Raw genomic sequence first — 18,327 nt, 5'->3', positions numbered from 1 at the left:
GTCGACCACGGTGACACCCTCTTTGCCCTCAATGATTGTCATGTTAGATAAATCAAGGTTACGGATCTGGTAGACCCCGTCGGTAACCTCAAATAATCCACTGATATTGATAAGCTGAGCCTGACGCCACAGGCTTGGGTTGACGGTATCCGGAGACTTTACGTCCTCTTTTATGAACGTGTATTTTTGCGGGTCCCAGATGACATTGCCCTGTTCACCTTTGATGACTTCTGTCGGCAACGCGGCAATAAAGCCTTTATGCGCATTGGCGAAATCAGTCTTATCGGAGAAAGGAAGCTGGCTGTAAAGAGCATCGTTAGTCTGCTTTGTCGAAGCTGTTGCTTCTTTTGGAAGCGCCTGGGCATATAATGGCGTTAATGGGGTGGTTGAAAGCAGCCCTGCTATCGCAAGACTCTGGACTATCAGTTTAAGTTTCATAAATATCCCTCACATATAAAACTTCTATGGCTAAAAATAACTGCAGGAATCATTTCAATAATATGTATTACATTGACACCAACTGTTGCCCATGTAGACCAAAAATCAACTTAAGTCGTTTTCAGTTGTCATAGAAGCAATTGCTTGATGTAAAACAAGAAGCTAGCTTACTTAGCTTTATGAAAAACAGGAATGTTGAAAAACATTTATTTTTAAAGGAAAGGACTCGGTATTACTGGAATGAACATAAAACGTAAGTTCCACCGCGAACCAATATCGTCTGGGGAAATCACAGAGTATTGTAATTCAGCTGCAAAACGCACCGGGAGCGCGCCCATTTTTATTACATTAGAATAACCTAAACCCACAGGAAAGGTTAGTTTGTCGCCGCGATCATTTTTCCAGTTAACAGTGATATTTGGACTCATGCCAACCAGCTCTGTGGTGCTCATCCTGTAATTTATAAAATACTGAATATTTGACTGACTGGTATCTGCACGATCATTTTTATCCACTGACCACCAATGTTGTGCCAGCACCCCAACATTCGTCCCCCCTGCTTTGGGCGCAAGTTTTGCCAGTAACACTGCAGGGCCAGCCTGGTAGTGCCCCTGACCTAACAAATCATTTTCAGCCGTATCAAAAATCTGCGTCGCCCCCACTCCCCAAACAAACCCATCATCACGATTAGGGCCTAGTAAAGTGAGTAATGCGCTATCGCCCATACCACTCATGCGGCCCTGAGGGGTGAACCTGTTGCCATCATAGGATAGGTTGCCTAAATTTGGAGCATTGTAATATTGCAGTACGGGTCTCACTACAAAATTTAAATCTGCTCCTCCGGCCCGAACAGGAAAGGACATCACGGGCTGGAATGTGTACTTAGAGACCGTCTGGGCTTTTTTTAATTTATCGCCACGAATCTGCGTATTGTCATATTGCCCCCAAAACATCCATGCCGCTCCGACGGGATTAGCGGTCATTTTCGCTATTTTCTCCATTTGCGCTGCGTCCAGTGGCTGTTCGTCTTCAGCGTAAAGACTATTTACCCCTCCTCCGGCGAGAAGAAACAGTGTCACAAATCTTGCTTTGTTTCGATAGTTCATCCTACCTCCTGACTGTCTACTGGTTAGTCTTATTGCCAGTAACGGTAAACAGGCAACAATGACATAAATATGTAATCCCAGGCAGCAATATTGCTGTCAGGTAAACCAGTTATATAAGTACCGGCAAAATTAATCATATGCCTGCTAACTAAAACCCAAGTCAACGTATACGGCAATATTATAAACGGTCAGCAGGTCGACTCTGAATAATTGCCTAAATAATAACTGACCAGTTCTATTTTTTATTGGCAATCTGTGTCAAACATCAGAATAATTGGCTAGAATTTATATCTGCTGAACCTTATATATTGAATAACAAAGAAAGATCACGATAATTCAAACCACGTCAGACTTATTTCCGGTTTCATCAAACTGTAGCAAGCGTCCAGTATTGCCTAATACCATCAGTGTACTTAAATTGTGCAGCAACGCTGCGACAAGCGCCCCGGCTCCACCTAACCATCCAAGCGCTGCGGCGACAACAATCAAAATGGTCCAGCCCAGACCGATAAATACATTGACCATCAGCGTACTACGGCATTTTCGACTCAGTCTGATTGCACATGGAAGACGGCGTAAGTCGCTCCCTGTCAGAACCACATCAGCTGAAACCAGTGTTATATCAGCCCCGTTAGCCCCCATCGCTATACCTACCGCCCCGGCTTTAAGCGCCAGTGCATCATTGATGCCATCACCCACCACCAACGGCCGCCACCCCTCGCTCACGGCTTTTTGTACTTCTTGCAATTTTGTTGCCGGCAGCGCATGCGCCACCACATCCAGGATCCCCAGGGTCTGGGCTACGGTGTTAGCGGCTTTGAGGTGATCCCCCGTTAACAAGAGTCTTTTTTCAATGCCGAGATCTCTTAACCCCTGAAGCGTTTCCAGCGCTTCCGGGCGCAGAGTATCCGCCAGCAAAAGCCAGCCCAAAAATGTACCGTTATGTGCAATCCCAACTAACGGACCGTTATGATCAGGTTGCTCAGAAGTGGCAATTGAATATTCTGCAAAAAGATCCGCACGCCCCATTAGCGCAGGACCACCACAAGTCTCTGCAACCAGCCCAAAACCCTGCTTTTCCTGTGTATTTTTTACAACCCATGTGCTGCCTGGTTGTGCATATTCGGCAAGCGCATGGCTAACGGGGTGGCTACTTGTCGCGCCCAGAGCCGCTGCGAGCTGCAACACGCTGTGATAATCACTCCCCTCGGTGAGGCGGGTATCCACCAGACGCAGACGCCCTTGAGTCAACGTGCCAGTTTTATCAATAATCAACGCATCAACATCGGCCAACTCTTCTAAAAAGGCAGCATTACGAATCAAAATGCCATGTCGTGCAGCCACTGCAATACCGGCCATAGCCGTTGCTGGCGCGGAGAGAACTAAAGCACAAGGACAGGCGGCTACCAGGACTGCCAGCATGGCCTGGCTGTCGTAGGTGATGAACCAGGTACTGGCCGAGATCAATAACACCAGAATCAAATAATGAGAGGCATAGCGCTCAAGAAGACGTGTAATGGGTGGCTTCGCCTGTTCCGCATCTTTCATCAGAGCGATAACTTTCCCCAGGGTAGAGTGTTCGCCCGTCTGAGTCACGACCATGCGGAGCACACCATTCAGGTTAATAGCTCCCCCAAAAATCAGACTGCCAGGGCTTGCTTCTTGCGGTACTGACTCTCCGGTAATAGAAGCCACATCAATACTTGCGTAGCCGCTAATAACTTTTCCGTCTGCGGGAACGTTATCTCCGGCGCGGATCTCAACAATATCGCCCTTCTTGATAACACGACTATCAACCGTTTTCAGTGTGCCATCATCACACAAACGTCGGGCCTTGCTCCGGGTAAGTTTCGTTAGGCCTGCAATAGCCTGTCTCGTTCCCATCACGCTTCTTTCTTCAAGCATGTGGCCAAAAATCATCAGAACTGGCAGCAACGCCGCAGTAATCAAATCTCCTAAGGCCCAGGCTCCCAGCATGGCTAAGACAATCAGCAAATCAGTGACACCATGCAAATCCGGATGGCGCAGGCTATGCAATCCGGCCCTGAAAACTGGCACCGCGACAATAAGCCAGGCCACGCCAGCGAGCAAATCGCTGATAGCCGCTTGCTGTGGGGCAAGATAGCGCCACAACAGACTCAGCAGAATTAAACCTATGGTGGTCATCGCGAGCGTCAGTTGCACCGCCATACGGCGTCTTTCTTCGGGCGTAAGCAAGGCCTGACTAAAGTTAGGATGCATATGTCCGTGACAGCACTGTTGACTCATGGAATACCCCCAAATAACTGTGTAGAAGATGATTGTGATGCCTGGGCATCAGGACCTGACAAAATGACCTTGCTGTTATTTCCAGGGTTGATGGTAATAACCTGCCCGGCTCGGGAAAGGACCGACGAGATTTTTTCCCGCCAAATTCGCTGCAACATTCCGGGGTTACTGCCATCGGCACGGGCCTGGGCAAGCTTAATGATGGTTTGGGTGGCGATTTCAGCCCTTGCGTGCATTTCACTGCTGTTAGCCTCAGCCTGCTGAATAAGGCGATCCGCCTGCTGCTGTGCTTTTTGCTGACGAAGCGTGGCGTCATTTTTGGCTTGCGCAATATTCTGCTCTGCTTGCTGGCTTGCGGTGAGTACGGCATTAAATGCCGCAACGGCATTATCAGGAAGGGAGGAGGCAATATCGACACGTTCAATGGCGATCCCCGGGTCATTATCGCTACCAGACAGTTTTTGTAAATCAAGCGCAATCATCTGCTTCAGGTCAGTACGCAGTCGGGAGCGCTCCTGAGCTGCGTGGCTGTCATTGCGTAATGTTTCTGGTCTGGCAACAAGAATGGTGTCCAGGTCACGTCCAGCGCATACCCGTGTAGCCGCGCGTTGAGAAAGACGGTCTATCAATGCATCGATATGCGGACGCTGCAAAACGTAACGCAGAGGATCTTTTATACGATAGAAAATCTGCATATTGAGTTGCACGACGCCGGAGTCCCCGGTAAGCAGATAACCAGCCCCAGCTCCTGCATCTGTATAATATTGCGCTGGTGAAAGGCCCTTTAGCTGCTCGCTTCGCTGTAAAGGAAGCACATCATGTTGCAGGATACGGGCGGGTCCTGGAATGACTTCCACTCGATCAACAGGTTTTGGCCAGGCAAAGAGAACGCCTGAGTGTTCAACACCAACGGGTTTTCCGAAGCGAAAGATGACCGCCTGACTATCGGGTGTGATTTGGTGAAAGCTGGAAAACAGCCATGCCATAGCTGCCAGCAGCGTGGCGCCATAGAGGCTAAAAAAGGCAATCCTGTATGATTGTCCCCAGGGGGTCATAGGTAAAGATGCTTTTTTCATGGTGCTGCCTTTTGCGCATTATCAGGTTTTTGTACCAGCGCTTTAAATGGCGCAGCATCGGTACTCAATACAATACGCGTGCTTTTATTGACGACGTCATTAAGCGTATCAAGTGAACGCAGCAGATTGTAAAGCTGGGGATCGAGCGAATATGCTTTAGCATAAACTGCCGCAGAGTCCTGTTGTGCTCTTGCGGTGATAGAGGCAGCTTCAACAGAAGCATCAGCCTCAGTAATACGAGCATCACGGTCCGCTTTGGAGCGGATTTCTGCTGCCAGCCGGTTACCTTCTGCAGTGCGTTCGGTTGCGATAGTTTCACGTTCAGCGCGCATACGCTCAACGGTCGCATTCAGGGTCACAGCCGGTAAGGTCAGACGTTCAATCCCAACGTCAATGAGTTCAATACCGTAGCTATTAAGTAGCTGAGTCTGTAATTGTGCTCTGATTTGTTGTTCTAGCTGAGAAATTTTCACCTGCTTGCTATCGGTATTAACAATATCCGAAAGAGCATAATTACTGGTGGTGGTTTCCAGCGATGAACTGATAAAAGTACGAATTTGTCGAGCGGCTTCATCCGGCTGATTTTGTACTGCCCTGATAAATCGCAGGACATTTTGCTGTTCCGGACTCACTTTCCAGATAGCCCAGGCCTGGACGATCACGCGCAGACCATCACGGGTCCCCACATCCTGCAAACCACTTGACGTTGAGCGACTACGCAAATCCACATCCAGTGGCGTTTCAAATGGCGCAGGCAACCGCCATGCAAGGCCAGGCGTGAGCAGTACACGCACAGGGCTCCCAAAGCGGGTAATAATAGTTGCCTTGCCAGCCTGAACCTGGACAAGACAGGCTGTTAATAATGCCAGCAATATCAGTAAAGCAGCGATACTGTAACGTAGCCATCGCTTTGCTGACCGGGATGTTCTCTCCTGAAGCAATGTGGAAGCCACACCCACTTTGCCAGCAGTAGCAGGATCGGAAATGGATCGGATCTTCATTTTGTGCATGCCTATATCTTTCAGCGCTATCGGGAAAATTGTCTTAAATCGAGCACGGGTTCGTTATGCCCGGTGAGTTGATTATCGAGAATGAGTAGCGAGGTAGTGGACAGCGCTTTGCTGTAAGTTTGATAACGGCGCTCTTGCAGATAAGCCTCAGGATTGATTTTCCAGGCGTCATGTTCAGCACTGTAGCGCGTCAGGGATTTTTTAGATTGCGATTGCAATTCATGAGCAGTCGCCAGGGCCAGATTGATGGTGGTCGCGGCTTTCCGCTGCGCATCATTGCTGCTGGTTGCGGCATACCCTCGCTCGCGGGCTATTTGGGTATTCGCTGTGATTTGTGCTGCCTGAACGCCATGATAGGCATTCGCCGCGCCAGCAGGAGGATGGATAGATTCAACCCGCGTATAAAGTAGCTCTACTCCGATATCTAACTTGCTCAGGCGCCTTTGTATCTCCTGATTGAGCGTCTTTGCCATGGTGGCACGCTGCTCATTTAATAAAGCATCAAGTTGCTGATGGGCAAAATATTGCGTTAATACCTGTCTTGCAATACGTTGAATGGTTGCCGATAAGTCATCTGTTTTATAAATACTTTTTACCGCATCGTTATCCTTCATACCCACGCGCCAGATAAGGCGAATATCCATATTCACAATTTGAAAGCTCTGTTTTCCACTCATGGCACTGGCAATCATCTGAGCCTGGTCGGTGGAATGGCTATTATCCCATAGCCGCCAGCTTTCCTGAGGAGCAGGACCTTCGATACTGTCCACAATTTTAGCGGCGGAGGCATCTTTGACAGGCCGTGGCTCACTCAGCTGTAGTTCATGAACTTCGCCATAATCGACAGCGACAACACGACCAAAGGGCCAGGGTAATCCCAGATGCAATCCGGGCTGCAAGACTTCAACCGGACGACCAAAACGTTCATAAACGCCACGTTGATGAAGGGAGACTTCATTAAGGCTGCTGCTCACCCAACCAACTAAAACGATGCAGGAAAGTACCGGAAAGAAGAGATGCCCCATCAGTCTGAAAGCCTGAATCTTGCCGATATCAATACCAAAGTGACGGTGGATTTTCTTTCTCAGCAGCAGCAATGGATGAAATGGCCAGTGGTACAACTCGGCCAGCAGACTTTTCGTCAGAAATAGAGGTGTTTTTGCTGTGCTTGCGGGAACAGTGCAGGCTGTGACAAATGCGCAGATCAGAAATTCGACGGCCACCCACAGGACAATGCTGCTGGCGAGACAGGTTACCCAATACGCTGACTGCAGGGCGAAACTCGACATGACAAGCGCAATGGTAATTAACAGAACAACACTCAACAATGTGCGCGATAATCCAACACAGGCTGTTTGTAATGGCCAGTTGCGCATGGAACGGTGACTCAACATCCGCTCGCTGACTAATAACCCAAAACAAATCACCAGCAACAGCGACACGATGGTGAACAGGCCGCGCTCCACTGGAGTGAGCACAACCTCAGTGGAAAAATTGTTTGCCGCGAAATAAATAGCCAACAGAGAGCTGGCGGTGGTAACCGTAAGCTGATAACCGAGCGTCATCCACCTTTTGACAGGCGCAGATGCAGGCAATGTCCAGAAATATTTCTTCCGCTCTTTTCCGCCGGTGTTTCCCTGAGAGCAAGTTTCAACCTGGGCAGGTAAACCGCATAACAGATTCTCAACAACCGCGAATGCAAGCAGCAATGCTGCCACTATCGGCCAAAAGAAAATCGACCATGGACTTTGTCTGTCCGATACCAGGCACATAAAATAAATAGTTGCTGCAAAAACAAGCAATAAGACCACGACAGCTCTACACAGCAAGAGGCGTGAGCGGGGATATATTTTCTGATTACTATTATCGCTGTTGAGGTTAAGCGTCATAGAAATTCCAGTGAAGTGACAAATTCAAATCCCTGTAAAGGGTGAGTCGAGCGATGTTATAACATAACAAATGCATTGCAACTCAAAAATTGTCCAAAATTATCACTTCATCACACTTTGGGCTGACCCCTGCCCCAACAGAGGCGAATGAGTTGGCTATGGCACCGGGATAAAAGTCGAGCGATCTTCATCCGCAATCCGCGGCGCTAAGGCTTACCGCACCGCTGGCAAGATGTTGTTCAAAAGAATTCTGCCTCTTTTCTGCTGCACTGGCATGCTGTTTTGATTTGTTGTTTTCTGCCATTGCAGGCAGCGCGACAGATACACGCGTCAATCCAAAAACTCTCAATCTACAAATTAAAATAGCTGAACAACAACCAGTAACGTATTAAAATTAATTACAATATTACGTAACAAGGCGCGTTGATAATAGACGTGAAGCAGGCCAACAAAAAGAATCCAGAACAAAAAGTTCATTCTAAAATAAATCCTGACAGCCAATTGCTTGTACCTTTATTTTTAAACCAACTTTTATTTGACTACAGCATCTATTTTTGCCAGCAGCAAGAGCAAGATAATTCCTAAAGCTATGCTTTCTCCGAGATATCTCTCTATCAATATCTTGCATACAGAGACCTGGATCTAATTATTCAGGTTTGCAGCATGTATTGTGATCCTTTGGGGTAATTTTTATTCGCAAACTGCCGATAACCCGACGCTGAACAAAAACATTCGGTTCTGATAACAAAGGAGTGTAGTTTGAAAAACTTGAAAATTAGCGTGAGACTGGTGGGTATTATTGCCGTGTTTACCTTAATGCTGGCCATTGCCTGTGGATTAGGGTTGTATTTCCTACAAAGTAATAATCACGACCTAAAAATGCTGCACAACAATGCGGATGAACAGAAAGCATTGAACGCAACGCGCGACAGCATTACCCGCATACGTATTCTGCTTAGAGCGGCCGCAACGGCGAAAATCTACGGTCAAAGTTTTGATATTGCAGGAACGCAAAGCAAGGTTCTCGATGAGATGCATACAGCCGATCAACATTTCGCCGCTTTTTTAAAAATTCCCGGCCTGTCTGATTCCAACCCGGCGATTGGCGCAAGCCTGACAGCAGCCTACAAAAATCAGGCTGCTGAGTTGAAAAAAAATATTGAAACGCTGTCTGCCGACGTGGAGACATTAAAAAGTGCAATGGTCGGCAACAATCCCGCGACGGCAAAAGCACGTGCCGTCTGGGATAAAGAATATAGTTCCTATATGGCAGCCACGCAGGATGGTCTGGATGCTATTGTTGAAAGCAGTAAGGCCTCTTACCATTTTGCGGTGCTGGTGATGATTATTATGCTCGCTATCGCCGTCATGCTGTTCATCACGACCTACTTCTGGCTGCGCACAACGCTCGTTCGTCCTCTGGAAACCGTTGCCCGGCATTTTGACGAAATTGGTAACGGTGACCTTACCGGCGCTATTCAGGTACCAAACCACAACGAAATTGGTCTGCTGTGCGAGTCTCTGCAGCAGATGCAGGCGGGGCTCAGAGAAACCGTAGCCAGCATTCGTCAGGGGGCTGAATCCATCAACATTGGCACCCAGGAAATCGCCAGCGGTAATGGTGATCTTTCCAGTCGTACAGAACAGCAGGCAGCCGCGGTCGTTGAAACGGCGGCCAGCATGGAACAGATTTCCTCGACGGTAAAACTGAACACGGACAATGCGCGTGAGGCGTCGCAAATGTTCCAGAGTACCGCCACCATCGCTTCTGAAGGGGAAGTGCAAATGCTGGGGGTGATGGAAAAAATGAATGTCATCAGCAAAAGCGCACAAAAAATGGTTGATATCATCAGCGTCATTGATGGCATCGCGTTTCAGACGAATATCCTGGCTCTGAATGCCGCCGTAGAAGCGGCCCGGGCTGGCCAGTCTGGCCGAGGGTTTGCTGTCGTAGCCGGTGAAGTCCGCAACCTCGCCGGGCGTTGCGCGGATTCCGCCAAAGAGATCGGAGCGCTAATTACGGAATCGACACAGTTCATCAAGGAAGGCACTGAACTGGCGGATAAGACCAGCAGGGTCATCAGCGATATCAACTCTGCGGTGGGCAAAGCGAATACCATGATGGAGAACATCGCTCAGGCGTCAGAAGAGCAAAATCGGGGCGTGGAGCAAATCCGGGTAGCCATCACCCAGATGGATGAAGTTACCCAGCAAAATGCTGCCCTGGTGGAGGAAGTGGCAACGACAGCGCAGGGAGTAGAAGGTCAGGCGAACCTGCTTTCACGTGCCGTTTCAACGTTTAAACTCAGCCCAGAGTATTAATCTAAAGTTGTGATGCCGGTAAAGTCAGCGGAGATACCCTGCCCTTTACCGGCGCTACCGTAACGCGATTTAACAGGGGGAGATACCATGCTTTTGAGCTGTATGAACGAGACAAAATGGGAGGAAATTCGGCTGGCAATGGCGAAGATGAGCCCCCCTCCCGTATGGAGAACAACCTCTCTCAATGGTGATGAATCTCTGCCTGACGGTGACTGGTATTACCATTTCATTACTGGTGGATATCAGACTATTCAGTACCTGGACATTGTGACCTCATCCCCTGAACAGCAAAAGAAAACCGGCGTTCTGCTTCGCGCTATCCATGTTGTCGGTATCGAGGCCGCGTATGGTTACAGGATATTCGGTTACGTAGATTCCAGTAGCGAAGCGGATTATCTTTAATCAAATCCGTCGAGTTTTAAATACTCGGCCTCTGGTAGCACACTCACCAGTTACCAAAGCGGGATAATCGGAAACAACCACCTCAGACAAAACGCGCCTTATACAGAGGCACTTGCCGTGCCGCGCAAGTAAATTCAAATCACCTGAAATAAATATTTTATTTATTCGTAATTGGTCACTCTGCCATACATTTATGCAGGTCAGCAGCGATGAAGATCTAAAAGGCAAAGTGGAATCCGGCAATCATTCACCAGACATATATTTATTATCATTTGCAATATATTTCACATTAATTAATGATAGCCATCTGCCTTATCGCGTCGCCGACGAAGCGAAAGCACCTATCAATTAATTCAACTTACAGGGTCGTTTCATGTCGCTTAATGAAAAAAAACGGATGTTGCGAAGTGACATTATTGTTAAAGCTCTGGCAGTGATTCCACTGGCGCTGGCAAGCGTAGTCTCACTCTATTCTCCACTGGCCATGGCCAATGCTGATGACTCAGTCGAAAAGGGGGGTTATCTTGCCCTCGCCGCCGATTGCGCAGCCTGCCACACGGCGGATGAGGCAAAACCTTTCGCCGGTGGACTTAAAATTGCCAGCCCGATCGGCAATATCTATTCAACCAATATCACCCCCGATAAAAAAACCGGCATTGGTGACTACAGCTACGAAGACTTTGCCCGCGCGGTGCGGGAAGGTATCGCAAAGGACGGACACGCCCTTTATCCGGCGATGCCCTATCCTTCTTATTCCCGCCTCAGTAACGACGACCTGCACAATTTATATGACTGGTTCCAGCAGGCCGTGCAGCCACAGGTTAATCCTAATCGCGAGAGCGATATCCCGTGGCCGCTGAATATCCGCTGGCCACTTCATGTGTGGCAATGGGCATTTACGGATGGCACCGTTAGCCTGCCAAAATCGAAAGATCCCCAGTGGCAGCGTGGAGCCTACCTCGTTCAGGGGTTAGGACATTGTGGGTCATGCCACACTCCGCGCGGTGTCGCCCTACAGGAAAAAGCGCTGGACCAGACTGACCCGGACTATCTGAGCGGAGGGAAAGTCGATATCTGGTATGCGCCCGACCTCACCGGCAGCAAAGCCTCCGGCCTGGGCGAGTGGTCCCAGCAAGATATTGTCGATTTCCTTGATACCGGGAAAAACGACCGCACCACGGCATTTGGCATCATGAAAGAAGTGATCTCCAGGAGCACTCATCAACTGACCGATGAAGACCTGAATGCGATTGCGGTGTATCTGAAATCTTTGCCAGCCAGAAAAGAAGAGGCGGCCTTAAAAGACGATCCAAAAACTGCGCAAGCTTTGGCGGAGGGAGATGTCAGCGCGGTTGGGGCAAAACTCTATGTTGATAACTGTTCTGGCTGCCACGGCGACGATGGTAAGGGCTACCAAAATATCTTCCCTGCCCTTGCGCTGAATCCTGCCATCGCGGGGGATGACCCCTCTTCGGTCATCAGCATCATCCTCAAGGGAGGCGCACAGCCTGCCACCGGAAGCGATTCGTCCGGCATTGTGATGCCTGACTTCGCAAGCCAGCTGGATGATAAGCAAGTTGCCGATGTCGCCACCTTTATTCGTCATGGGTGGGGTAATCGCGCGCCACCGGTAAAGGCAAAGGACGTTAAAGCCATTCGTGACGCGATAAAAAAAGCAGACGCTAATTAGAGCCGTTACCGCATCTCTGTCCTGAGAATTGAGCAACAGTATTGCTCAACCTGATGCAACCCGTTTTTCCCCTGTGGTTGCATCAGTATTTTCACTCCTTCAACGCCTGCCTTTTTTCATCTTTCTGCCATCATTAAATTTCAGGAAAATGACTTTCGGCGTAAAAAACGTGAGCCAGATCAAATTTAGCAATGTAATTTATGCAAGAATAAGAGTGCTCCATGCATTCTGTCTTTATTCTGAATCCCACCTCTAAAATAATTTATTACTTCTAATTATTAAGATTTGTTTTTCAAATACCCTGAAGAACGTAAACAATCAGAAGCATACAATCACATAATATAAAATTACGAATGATTACATCGCTCGCTCCTGTTTCACAAAACAATAATCTGTTCCCGGCGTTATCATCCCCTCAGTTATCATCGCGCAATAATTCAGCAGTTGAACAATTTTGGCAGTTAAATTACGCTCACAGTGTCCTTACCAACAAGGGCAACATTAATTTATTATTATAAAAGGACTTCTGGAAATGAAAAAAATAATTCCATCCCTGCTACTTTTAACGTTAAGTTTTAGCGTTTTTGCTGCGCAAGAAATTCGTAGCTCTGAGATGGCAAATATGAAAGAAAAAATTGGCACTATCTCAGTCGAAAAAAATGACGGCACCATTGATGAAGCGGTTACCGCACTATCAGAAGAAGCCGATAAAAAAGGTGCTGCTTATTATCATATTACTTCAATTGGCATGGAGGGTATGGGCACTGACGTACGCGCAACGGCTGAAATATACAAATAGCGGCGCTGAGTCAGAATCACCCCTGCCACTTAATTCGCAGGTCTGGAATTTTAAGATTCAAAAGACCCGCGTCTTAACATCAATGAAAACAACTCTTTTCAACATGTTGTATTTTGATCGAGGAAAAATCATGAATCTTCATAAGCATAACCTGAAGCTTGTTTTACTGGCGACCACACTTACCTGCTCAACAGCCGCGCTTGCCAGCCACCATTTCGAATCCGCGGCAGCCCTTCAGGACCCGACGATTAATCAGCTCGATAATTATGTTTTCCAGTCTTCACGCCCGAATGCCACCGCGTTCATCATGGATATTAACAATTCTCCTAAAGATGCCCCTGGCGGCGTTTTCAAGCCGGGTGCGCTCTATAACATCCATATTGCCGATGACGCAAAATTCAAGGCAGGCCATACCTTCTCTCTGATGTTCGATGAGAAAGGCAACTATACGGTCTATGAATTAGCGTCACCCAACGCACCGGTAGGGTCAAAGGGTAAGGAAATTGGCAAAGGCGAGCTGAATAAAAAAGCGGAGCTGGCTGATGGCATTCAGCTGTGGGCGGGGGTTGTGAAAGATCCGTTCTTCGGTAACTCCCCTGGTCTGCATATCTTGCGCCAGCAGCTGTCCGAAGGTACCTACGATCCGAAGATCTGGACATCGGTGAAAGGGAAGAACATCTTCGTTGGCCGTAAATCAGGTGCCATCGTTCTGGATGTGCCAAACAAGATGCTGGGCAAAACGATCAAAGTCTTCATGACAACCGCCGTGCAGAAAGACAGCAGCTGGAAACAGGTGCAGTATTCCGCGATCCCACTCTTCTCGCACTCAATGCTTTTTGAAAATGAAGCGCTGAAAGCAGAGCATGACCAGAGCCGCCCTGATAACTCTCAGGATATGAAAAACTTCGTTTCTGCGCGTACTGCTCGTGCCAGCACCTTTGCGCACTCTCAGAAAGAGCCTCAGGTATATGGCGACAAAGTTGCCGACATGCTGGTGCCTGATGTTCTGACCTACAACGTCGGAACCCCGGCCAAATTCTCCGCCGCGTCGATCAATGGGCGTAGCCTGAGCGATGATGCGATGAGTGAAATGCTGACTCTGCTGTTAGGCCAACCAACCGACCAGAATATTACCGATCAAAAACTGTATACCAAAGATTTCCCGTACCTGATGCCTGCCTCATTTAAATAAAGGCATTCTCTTTTAGCCATGCTGCAAAGCATGGCTTTTTAATTGCAACCTGAGATGAAGGACTGCGTGATGACAGGATGTACCTTCCGGGCTGCGCGTAAAGCAATAAACGCAGCCAGCCTCTTTTTCGCAATATTTGCTCTGTGCTATGGCAATGCCTTTGCCCATGATTTTTGGATCCTGCCGCACGATGCGATGTCCAAAAATGGCCAAAAGGTTATTTTTGAATTACGTATCGGACCAGGCGTTCCCGGCAAGCAAACGCCTCGCCTGCCTGGTCTTATCGCTACCTTCAACGCGCAGGATGCGCTGGGACAATGGAAGGTAGAAGGGCACGACGGCGCACTCGTCATCGGCCACCTGAAAACGCGGTCGCCGGGTGCAACAATAGCTTCTCTGACCACTAATGGGGCGAAAATCACCCTGCCTGCGGATGAGTTTGAAGATTACCTGAAAGAAGAAGGGCTAACGAAAATTATTGCTGCCCGCAAGGAGAATGGTGATACCAACCAGCCTGGCGTGGAAATATTTTACCGATGTGCCAAGTCGCTAATTCTGGTAGATAACCAAAGCAAAGGGTATGACAAGGTTCTTGGGCTTGAGCATGAGCTGGTTCCCGTCACTGAACCGCTTAGCTATAAGCCAGGTACGCCTTTTGTCGTCAAACTGTTAGCCAGCTCAAAGCCATTAGCCGGGCTACAGGTAAAAGCTGAACTCAACACTACTCCGCCAACCATCCTGCGGGCGACCACCGATGAGAAAGGGCTAGCCAGCTTTAATCTGCCTGAGAAGGGAGAATGGTTATTCAGCTCGGTTGATATGGATGTGTCCCCGGATGAGAACGCCGACTGGAAAAGTATCTGGGCCTCACTCACCCTGCCTGTCGCGGGAGGACATTCCGTATGAAAATCGATAAAGCAGTGATTAATTTTATCCTGATGGCCGCACCAATATTATTGATGAGCAGCGCGCATGCGCATAGCTCCGGGGAAGCGATGGGCTGGATGCACCCGCTGTCGGGGCTGGATCACCTGCTGGCGATGATCTCCGTCGGCGCGTGGAGCAGCCAAATCGGTGGCAAAGCTATCTGGATCGTTCCTTCCGCCTTCGTCTGCTTCATGTTCGCCGGTGGATTAATTGGCTTTGAACATATTGAATTACCCTGGACTGAAATCGGTGTTTCACTCTCCGTGGTGCTGCTGGGTATCGCCATTAGCGTGAAAAAGATCCTCCCGGTTTATCTGGCAGCCGCAGCAACCGCCCTCTTCGGTATTTTTCATGGCTACGCGCACGGCTACGAGATGCCGTTAATGCAAAACAAAGTGACGTATACCCTGGGCTTTTTAGCCACTACCGCGATGCTACATGTCGTGGGCGCAGTAGGCGCACACTTCCTGCTGAAATCTGGCAACGGTGATAAGCTGCTGCGTTTGCTTGGCGGAATCAGCGCCATGTGCGGGTTATATCTGGTTGCAGGTGTTGTTTAGTTAAATTGTAAAGCGGCATCACTGCGGGGAGAGGTCGAGACAGACTTCTCCCCGTTCTGGCATGGTATTAATTCTATTTCACTTCCTTCATCTTCCTGAATTTTCCTGAATTTTCCTGAATTTTCCTGAATTTTCCTGAATTTTCCTGAATTTTCCTGAATTTTCCTCCAGGGTATCAGAAAGTAATTTGTACCTTTGATGAACGTGTTTTATCCGCCGCGGAAATAAGCGCATCTTCAATATTTTCAGGTTTGAACTCAGCGCTAAGCAGCGGCAGAGGATCGATTCGCCCATCTTCCAGCCACGCGACAGCCGTTGCAAACTCATTAATAAATCGGAATGAACCAACCCAACGAATCTCTTTAACCAGCATAGGCATCACCGGGTATTCAACGGTCGTCGCGCCCATCCCTACCTGAACAATTGTTCCCGCAGGCCGAGTCAATGTCACGGTGGACTGAATGGCGGCAGGGCTACCAGAGACCTCAAACACCACGTCAAAATAACCATTATTAGCCTCATAGGACTTGCTGCTGCCTTCTTCAGCCGGATTGAACACCCCACTCGCGCCCATCTCTTTTGACAGATCCAGACAACGATTACTGACATCGGCGGCAATAATTTCTGAGGCTCCAGCACAGCGCGCGGCAGCCATAATCAAACAACCGATCGGCCCTGCTCCAATAACCAAGACTTTTTTACCCACTAACGTGCCAGCAATGTTTACGGCATGGATTGCAACGGCCGTCGGTTCAGCGAACGCCATAACCTGCGGCGTGACACCTGTATATGGAATACATTGTTCAACAGATACAACGACATATTCTGAAAAGCCACCGTTCACATGTGGGTTATACTGCGCGCTCCCCATAAACCGCATTGTGGAGCAGAGATTTTGTTTGCCTTCAAGGCACCAGGTGCATTGGTTACACGGCTGGGAGGGATTGATTGCCACATGTTGCCCGACATCAAGCCCTGAACCCTGCGGAGCCTTTTCAATGACGCCGACAAACTCATGCCCAACGACCATCGGATGTTTAAGGACGGACATTCCGGCGCGCCCATGCTGATAATAATGAATATCAGAACCACAAATGCCACCGGCCTCTACTTTAACCAGCACATCATCTTCACTATATTCCAGCTCACGTTGTTCAACTCGAATATCTTTCTCACCATAGGCGAAACAGGCTTTACAGATAATTTTATGTTTCATCTTCATTTCAGTGCCTCTGTTAAATTTTCTTGTTGCCCAAGAGAGGTTTCGGATTCAGGAGGGACAATGACTTCTATTTTTCCTACCAGGAAGATATAAGCGAGCAAACCTACCAGCGCGACGGCTGCGATGTACCACATTGCGTACTGAAAGTTGTTGGTACGCTGCAGAATAACCCCAATAACAATAGGACTGACAACGCCGGAGAGGTTGCCGCAAATATTCAGGCATCCCCCCATTGTGCCAATAAAGTTACGTGGAATGACGTCACTCCAGACGACCCAGCCAAGGTTAGAAAAGGCGTTGGCGAAGAAAGCGACCGAAAGGATAGCAATAGCAATGTTTGGCTGATCCTCGAAAAAGTTGACCAGACAGATCACCATCGTCACTAACAGCCCGGAGATGACCGGAAGTTTACGTGCAAACGTGCGGGATTTTCCTTTTTTCAGCAGCATATCGCTAAGCGTGCCGCCACAAAGAACCCCCGCCATTGCCATCAAATAAGGAAACGATGCCCCTATACCTGCTTTTGTAATCGACAGGTGCAAACCTTTTTCCAGGTAAACAATGAACCAGGTAAGAAAGAAATAGAGCGTCGAAGAACACGCGAACTGCGCAATAAATAAGCCCCAAATTGTGCGTTGTTTAAGAAAAAAACTAATGTCTTTCCAGCTAATTTTTTCACTGACGGCGGCCTGATTTTTAGAACCATAGCCACCCCCGTTACGAATGTAATCAAGCTCCTGCTGGTTGATAGTTGTACTGTGTTGCGGATCGCGGTATTTCATCAGCCAGTAAACCCCAAAGAAAATACCAGCACCTCCGGACAGGTAGAACGACATCTCCCAGCCATATTCAGCAACGATCCAGGATAATGCTGGCGTTAACAATGCCAGACCAATGTACTGTGCGCTGGAGTAAATTGCTGTGGCTCGTGCTCGTTCATGGTCAGGAAACCATGTTGCGATGATCTTGGTATTTGATGGAAAAGAAGGGGCCTCAGCGATACCAATCAGCGCCCGGCAGGCCAGGAGCATTAAAAAAGATGCCGTTGCAGTGGCGAACAGATGGTGAGAAGCGAACCCCATCAGAAAGGTGAAAATACTCCAGAGGATAATTGCGGAGCCGTACAGAATTCGTGATCCAACACGGTCAAGTACGTATCCAACCGGTATCTGGCTGGCTGCATAAAACCACGTGAACATTGAAAAAAGTAATCCAAGCTGCGTGGCACTCAGTCCGAATTCAGACTGGATATTACTCCCGGCCACGGCCAGGTTAGCTCGATCCATATAATTAATGGCTGTCACAATAAACAACAGCGACAGAATAAAGAATCGCGATTTCGTTGCTTTCATTTTAGTATCCCGAGTCAGGGTCTACCCCAACATATTATAAAGCACAGTGTTTTTATAAAGGCTGAGTAGGGACC

14 protein-coding genes and 1 pseudogene are annotated in these 18,327 nt (G+C 48.5%); 7 read left to right on the top strand and 8 right to left on the bottom strand.

Going from position 1 to position 18,327, the window contains the following annotated elements; genetic code table 11:
- From HYQ67_RS22105 to hflK (HYQ67_RS22080), 6 genes and pseudogenes are all read right to left on the bottom strand, one after another.
- Positions 1-438 (bottom strand): annotated as a pseudogene (locus HYQ67_RS22105) (MBL fold metallo-hydrolase); the annotation flags it as partial.
- Between the two features lie 212 nt (positions 439-650).
- Positions 651-1,544, bottom strand: a complete 894-nt coding sequence (locus tag HYQ67_RS22100) for a hypothetical protein (protein ID WP_202307886.1) — start codon at positions 1,542-1,544, stop codon at positions 651-653.
- Positions 1,545-1,880: 336 nt separating this feature from the next.
- Entirely contained in the window at positions 1,881-3,734 is a 1,854-nt protein-coding gene (locus HYQ67_RS22095) for a heavy metal translocating P-type ATPase (protein WP_237391396.1), read from the bottom strand.
- 74 nt (positions 3,735-3,808) lie between these two features.
- Positions 3,809-4,888: a protease modulator HflK gene (gene hflK, locus HYQ67_RS22090; protein WP_202307882.1), complete on the bottom strand. Its 1,080-nt coding sequence runs from the start codon at positions 4,886-4,888 to the stop codon at positions 3,809-3,811.
- The gene (gene hflC, locus HYQ67_RS22085) at positions 4,885-5,898 is read right to left on the bottom strand and encodes a protease modulator HflC (RefSeq protein WP_237391395.1); all 1,014 of its coding nucleotides are present in this window, start codon (positions 5,896-5,898) and stop codon (positions 4,885-4,887) included. Before hflC ends, hflK (HYQ67_RS22090) begins: the two co-directional genes overlap by 4 nt.
- 17 nt (positions 5,899-5,915) lie before the next feature.
- A complete protein-coding gene (gene hflK, locus HYQ67_RS22080; RefSeq protein WP_202307880.1) occupies positions 5,916-7,787 on the bottom strand; it encodes a protease modulator HflK in 1,872 nt (623 codons plus the stop codon).
- 759 nt (positions 7,788-8,546) lie between these two features.
- On the opposite strand from hflK (HYQ67_RS22080), the gene HYQ67_RS22075 reads away from it, so the two are divergent.
- The 7 genes from HYQ67_RS22075 (at position 8,547) to HYQ67_RS22045 (ending at position 15,679) form a co-directional block, all read left to right on the top strand.
- Positions 8,547-10,109 (top strand): methyl-accepting chemotaxis protein, encoded by a 1,563-nt coding sequence (locus HYQ67_RS22075; RefSeq protein ID WP_202307878.1) that lies wholly within the window; start codon positions 8,547-8,549, stop codon positions 10,107-10,109.
- 87 nt (positions 10,110-10,196) lie between these two features.
- The gene (locus HYQ67_RS22070) at positions 10,197-10,511 is read left to right on the top strand and encodes a DUF6678 family protein (protein ID WP_202307876.1); all 315 of its coding nucleotides are present in this window, start codon (positions 10,197-10,199) and stop codon (positions 10,509-10,511) included.
- Between the two features lie 373 nt (positions 10,512-10,884).
- Positions 10,885-12,201, top strand: a complete 1,317-nt coding sequence (locus tag HYQ67_RS22065) for a c-type cytochrome (protein ID WP_237391394.1) — start codon at positions 10,885-10,887, stop codon at positions 12,199-12,201.
- Positions 12,202-12,733: 532 nt separating this feature from the next.
- Entirely contained in the window at positions 12,734-13,000 is a 267-nt protein-coding gene (locus tag HYQ67_RS22060; RefSeq protein WP_202307874.1) for a YdgH/BhsA/McbA family protein, read from the top strand.
- A gap of 130 nt (positions 13,001-13,130) precedes the next feature.
- Positions 13,131-14,192, top strand: coding sequence for a DUF4331 family protein (locus HYQ67_RS22055; protein WP_202307872.1), 1,062 nt, complete (start codon positions 13,131-13,133; stop codon positions 14,190-14,192).
- Between the two features lie 69 nt (positions 14,193-14,261).
- The gene (locus tag HYQ67_RS22050; RefSeq protein ID WP_202307863.1) at positions 14,262-15,098 is read left to right on the top strand and encodes a DUF4198 domain-containing protein; all 837 of its coding nucleotides are present in this window, start codon (positions 14,262-14,264) and stop codon (positions 15,096-15,098) included.
- A complete protein-coding gene (locus HYQ67_RS22045; protein ID WP_202307861.1) occupies positions 15,095-15,679 on the top strand; it encodes a HupE/UreJ family protein in 585 nt (194 codons plus the stop codon). Before HYQ67_RS22050 ends, HYQ67_RS22045 begins: the two co-directional genes overlap by 4 nt.
- Positions 15,680-15,854: 175 nt before the next feature.
- Here the strand turns inward: HYQ67_RS22045 and idnD are convergent, their stop codons facing one another.
- On the bottom strand, positions 15,855-16,901 hold the full coding sequence (gene idnD / locus HYQ67_RS22040; protein ID WP_202307859.1) for an L-idonate 5-dehydrogenase: 1,047 nt from the start codon (positions 16,899-16,901) through the stop codon (positions 15,855-15,857).
- Positions 16,898-18,253 (bottom strand): MFS transporter, encoded by a 1,356-nt coding sequence (locus tag HYQ67_RS22035; RefSeq protein WP_202307857.1) that lies wholly within the window; start codon positions 18,251-18,253, stop codon positions 16,898-16,900. The genes idnD and HYQ67_RS22035 overlap by 4 nt, the downstream gene beginning before the upstream one ends.
- Positions 18,254-18,327 lie beyond the last annotated feature (74 nt).

It is taken from the genome of Dryocola clanedunensis subsp. sulfonylureivorans (assembly GCF_016756775.1).
Classification (GTDB): Bacteria; Pseudomonadota; Gammaproteobacteria; order Enterobacterales; family Enterobacteriaceae; genus Dryocola; species Dryocola clanedunensis.
Note: the sequence above shows the minus strand (reverse complement) of the source record. Positions and strands in the feature narration are given on the sequence as shown.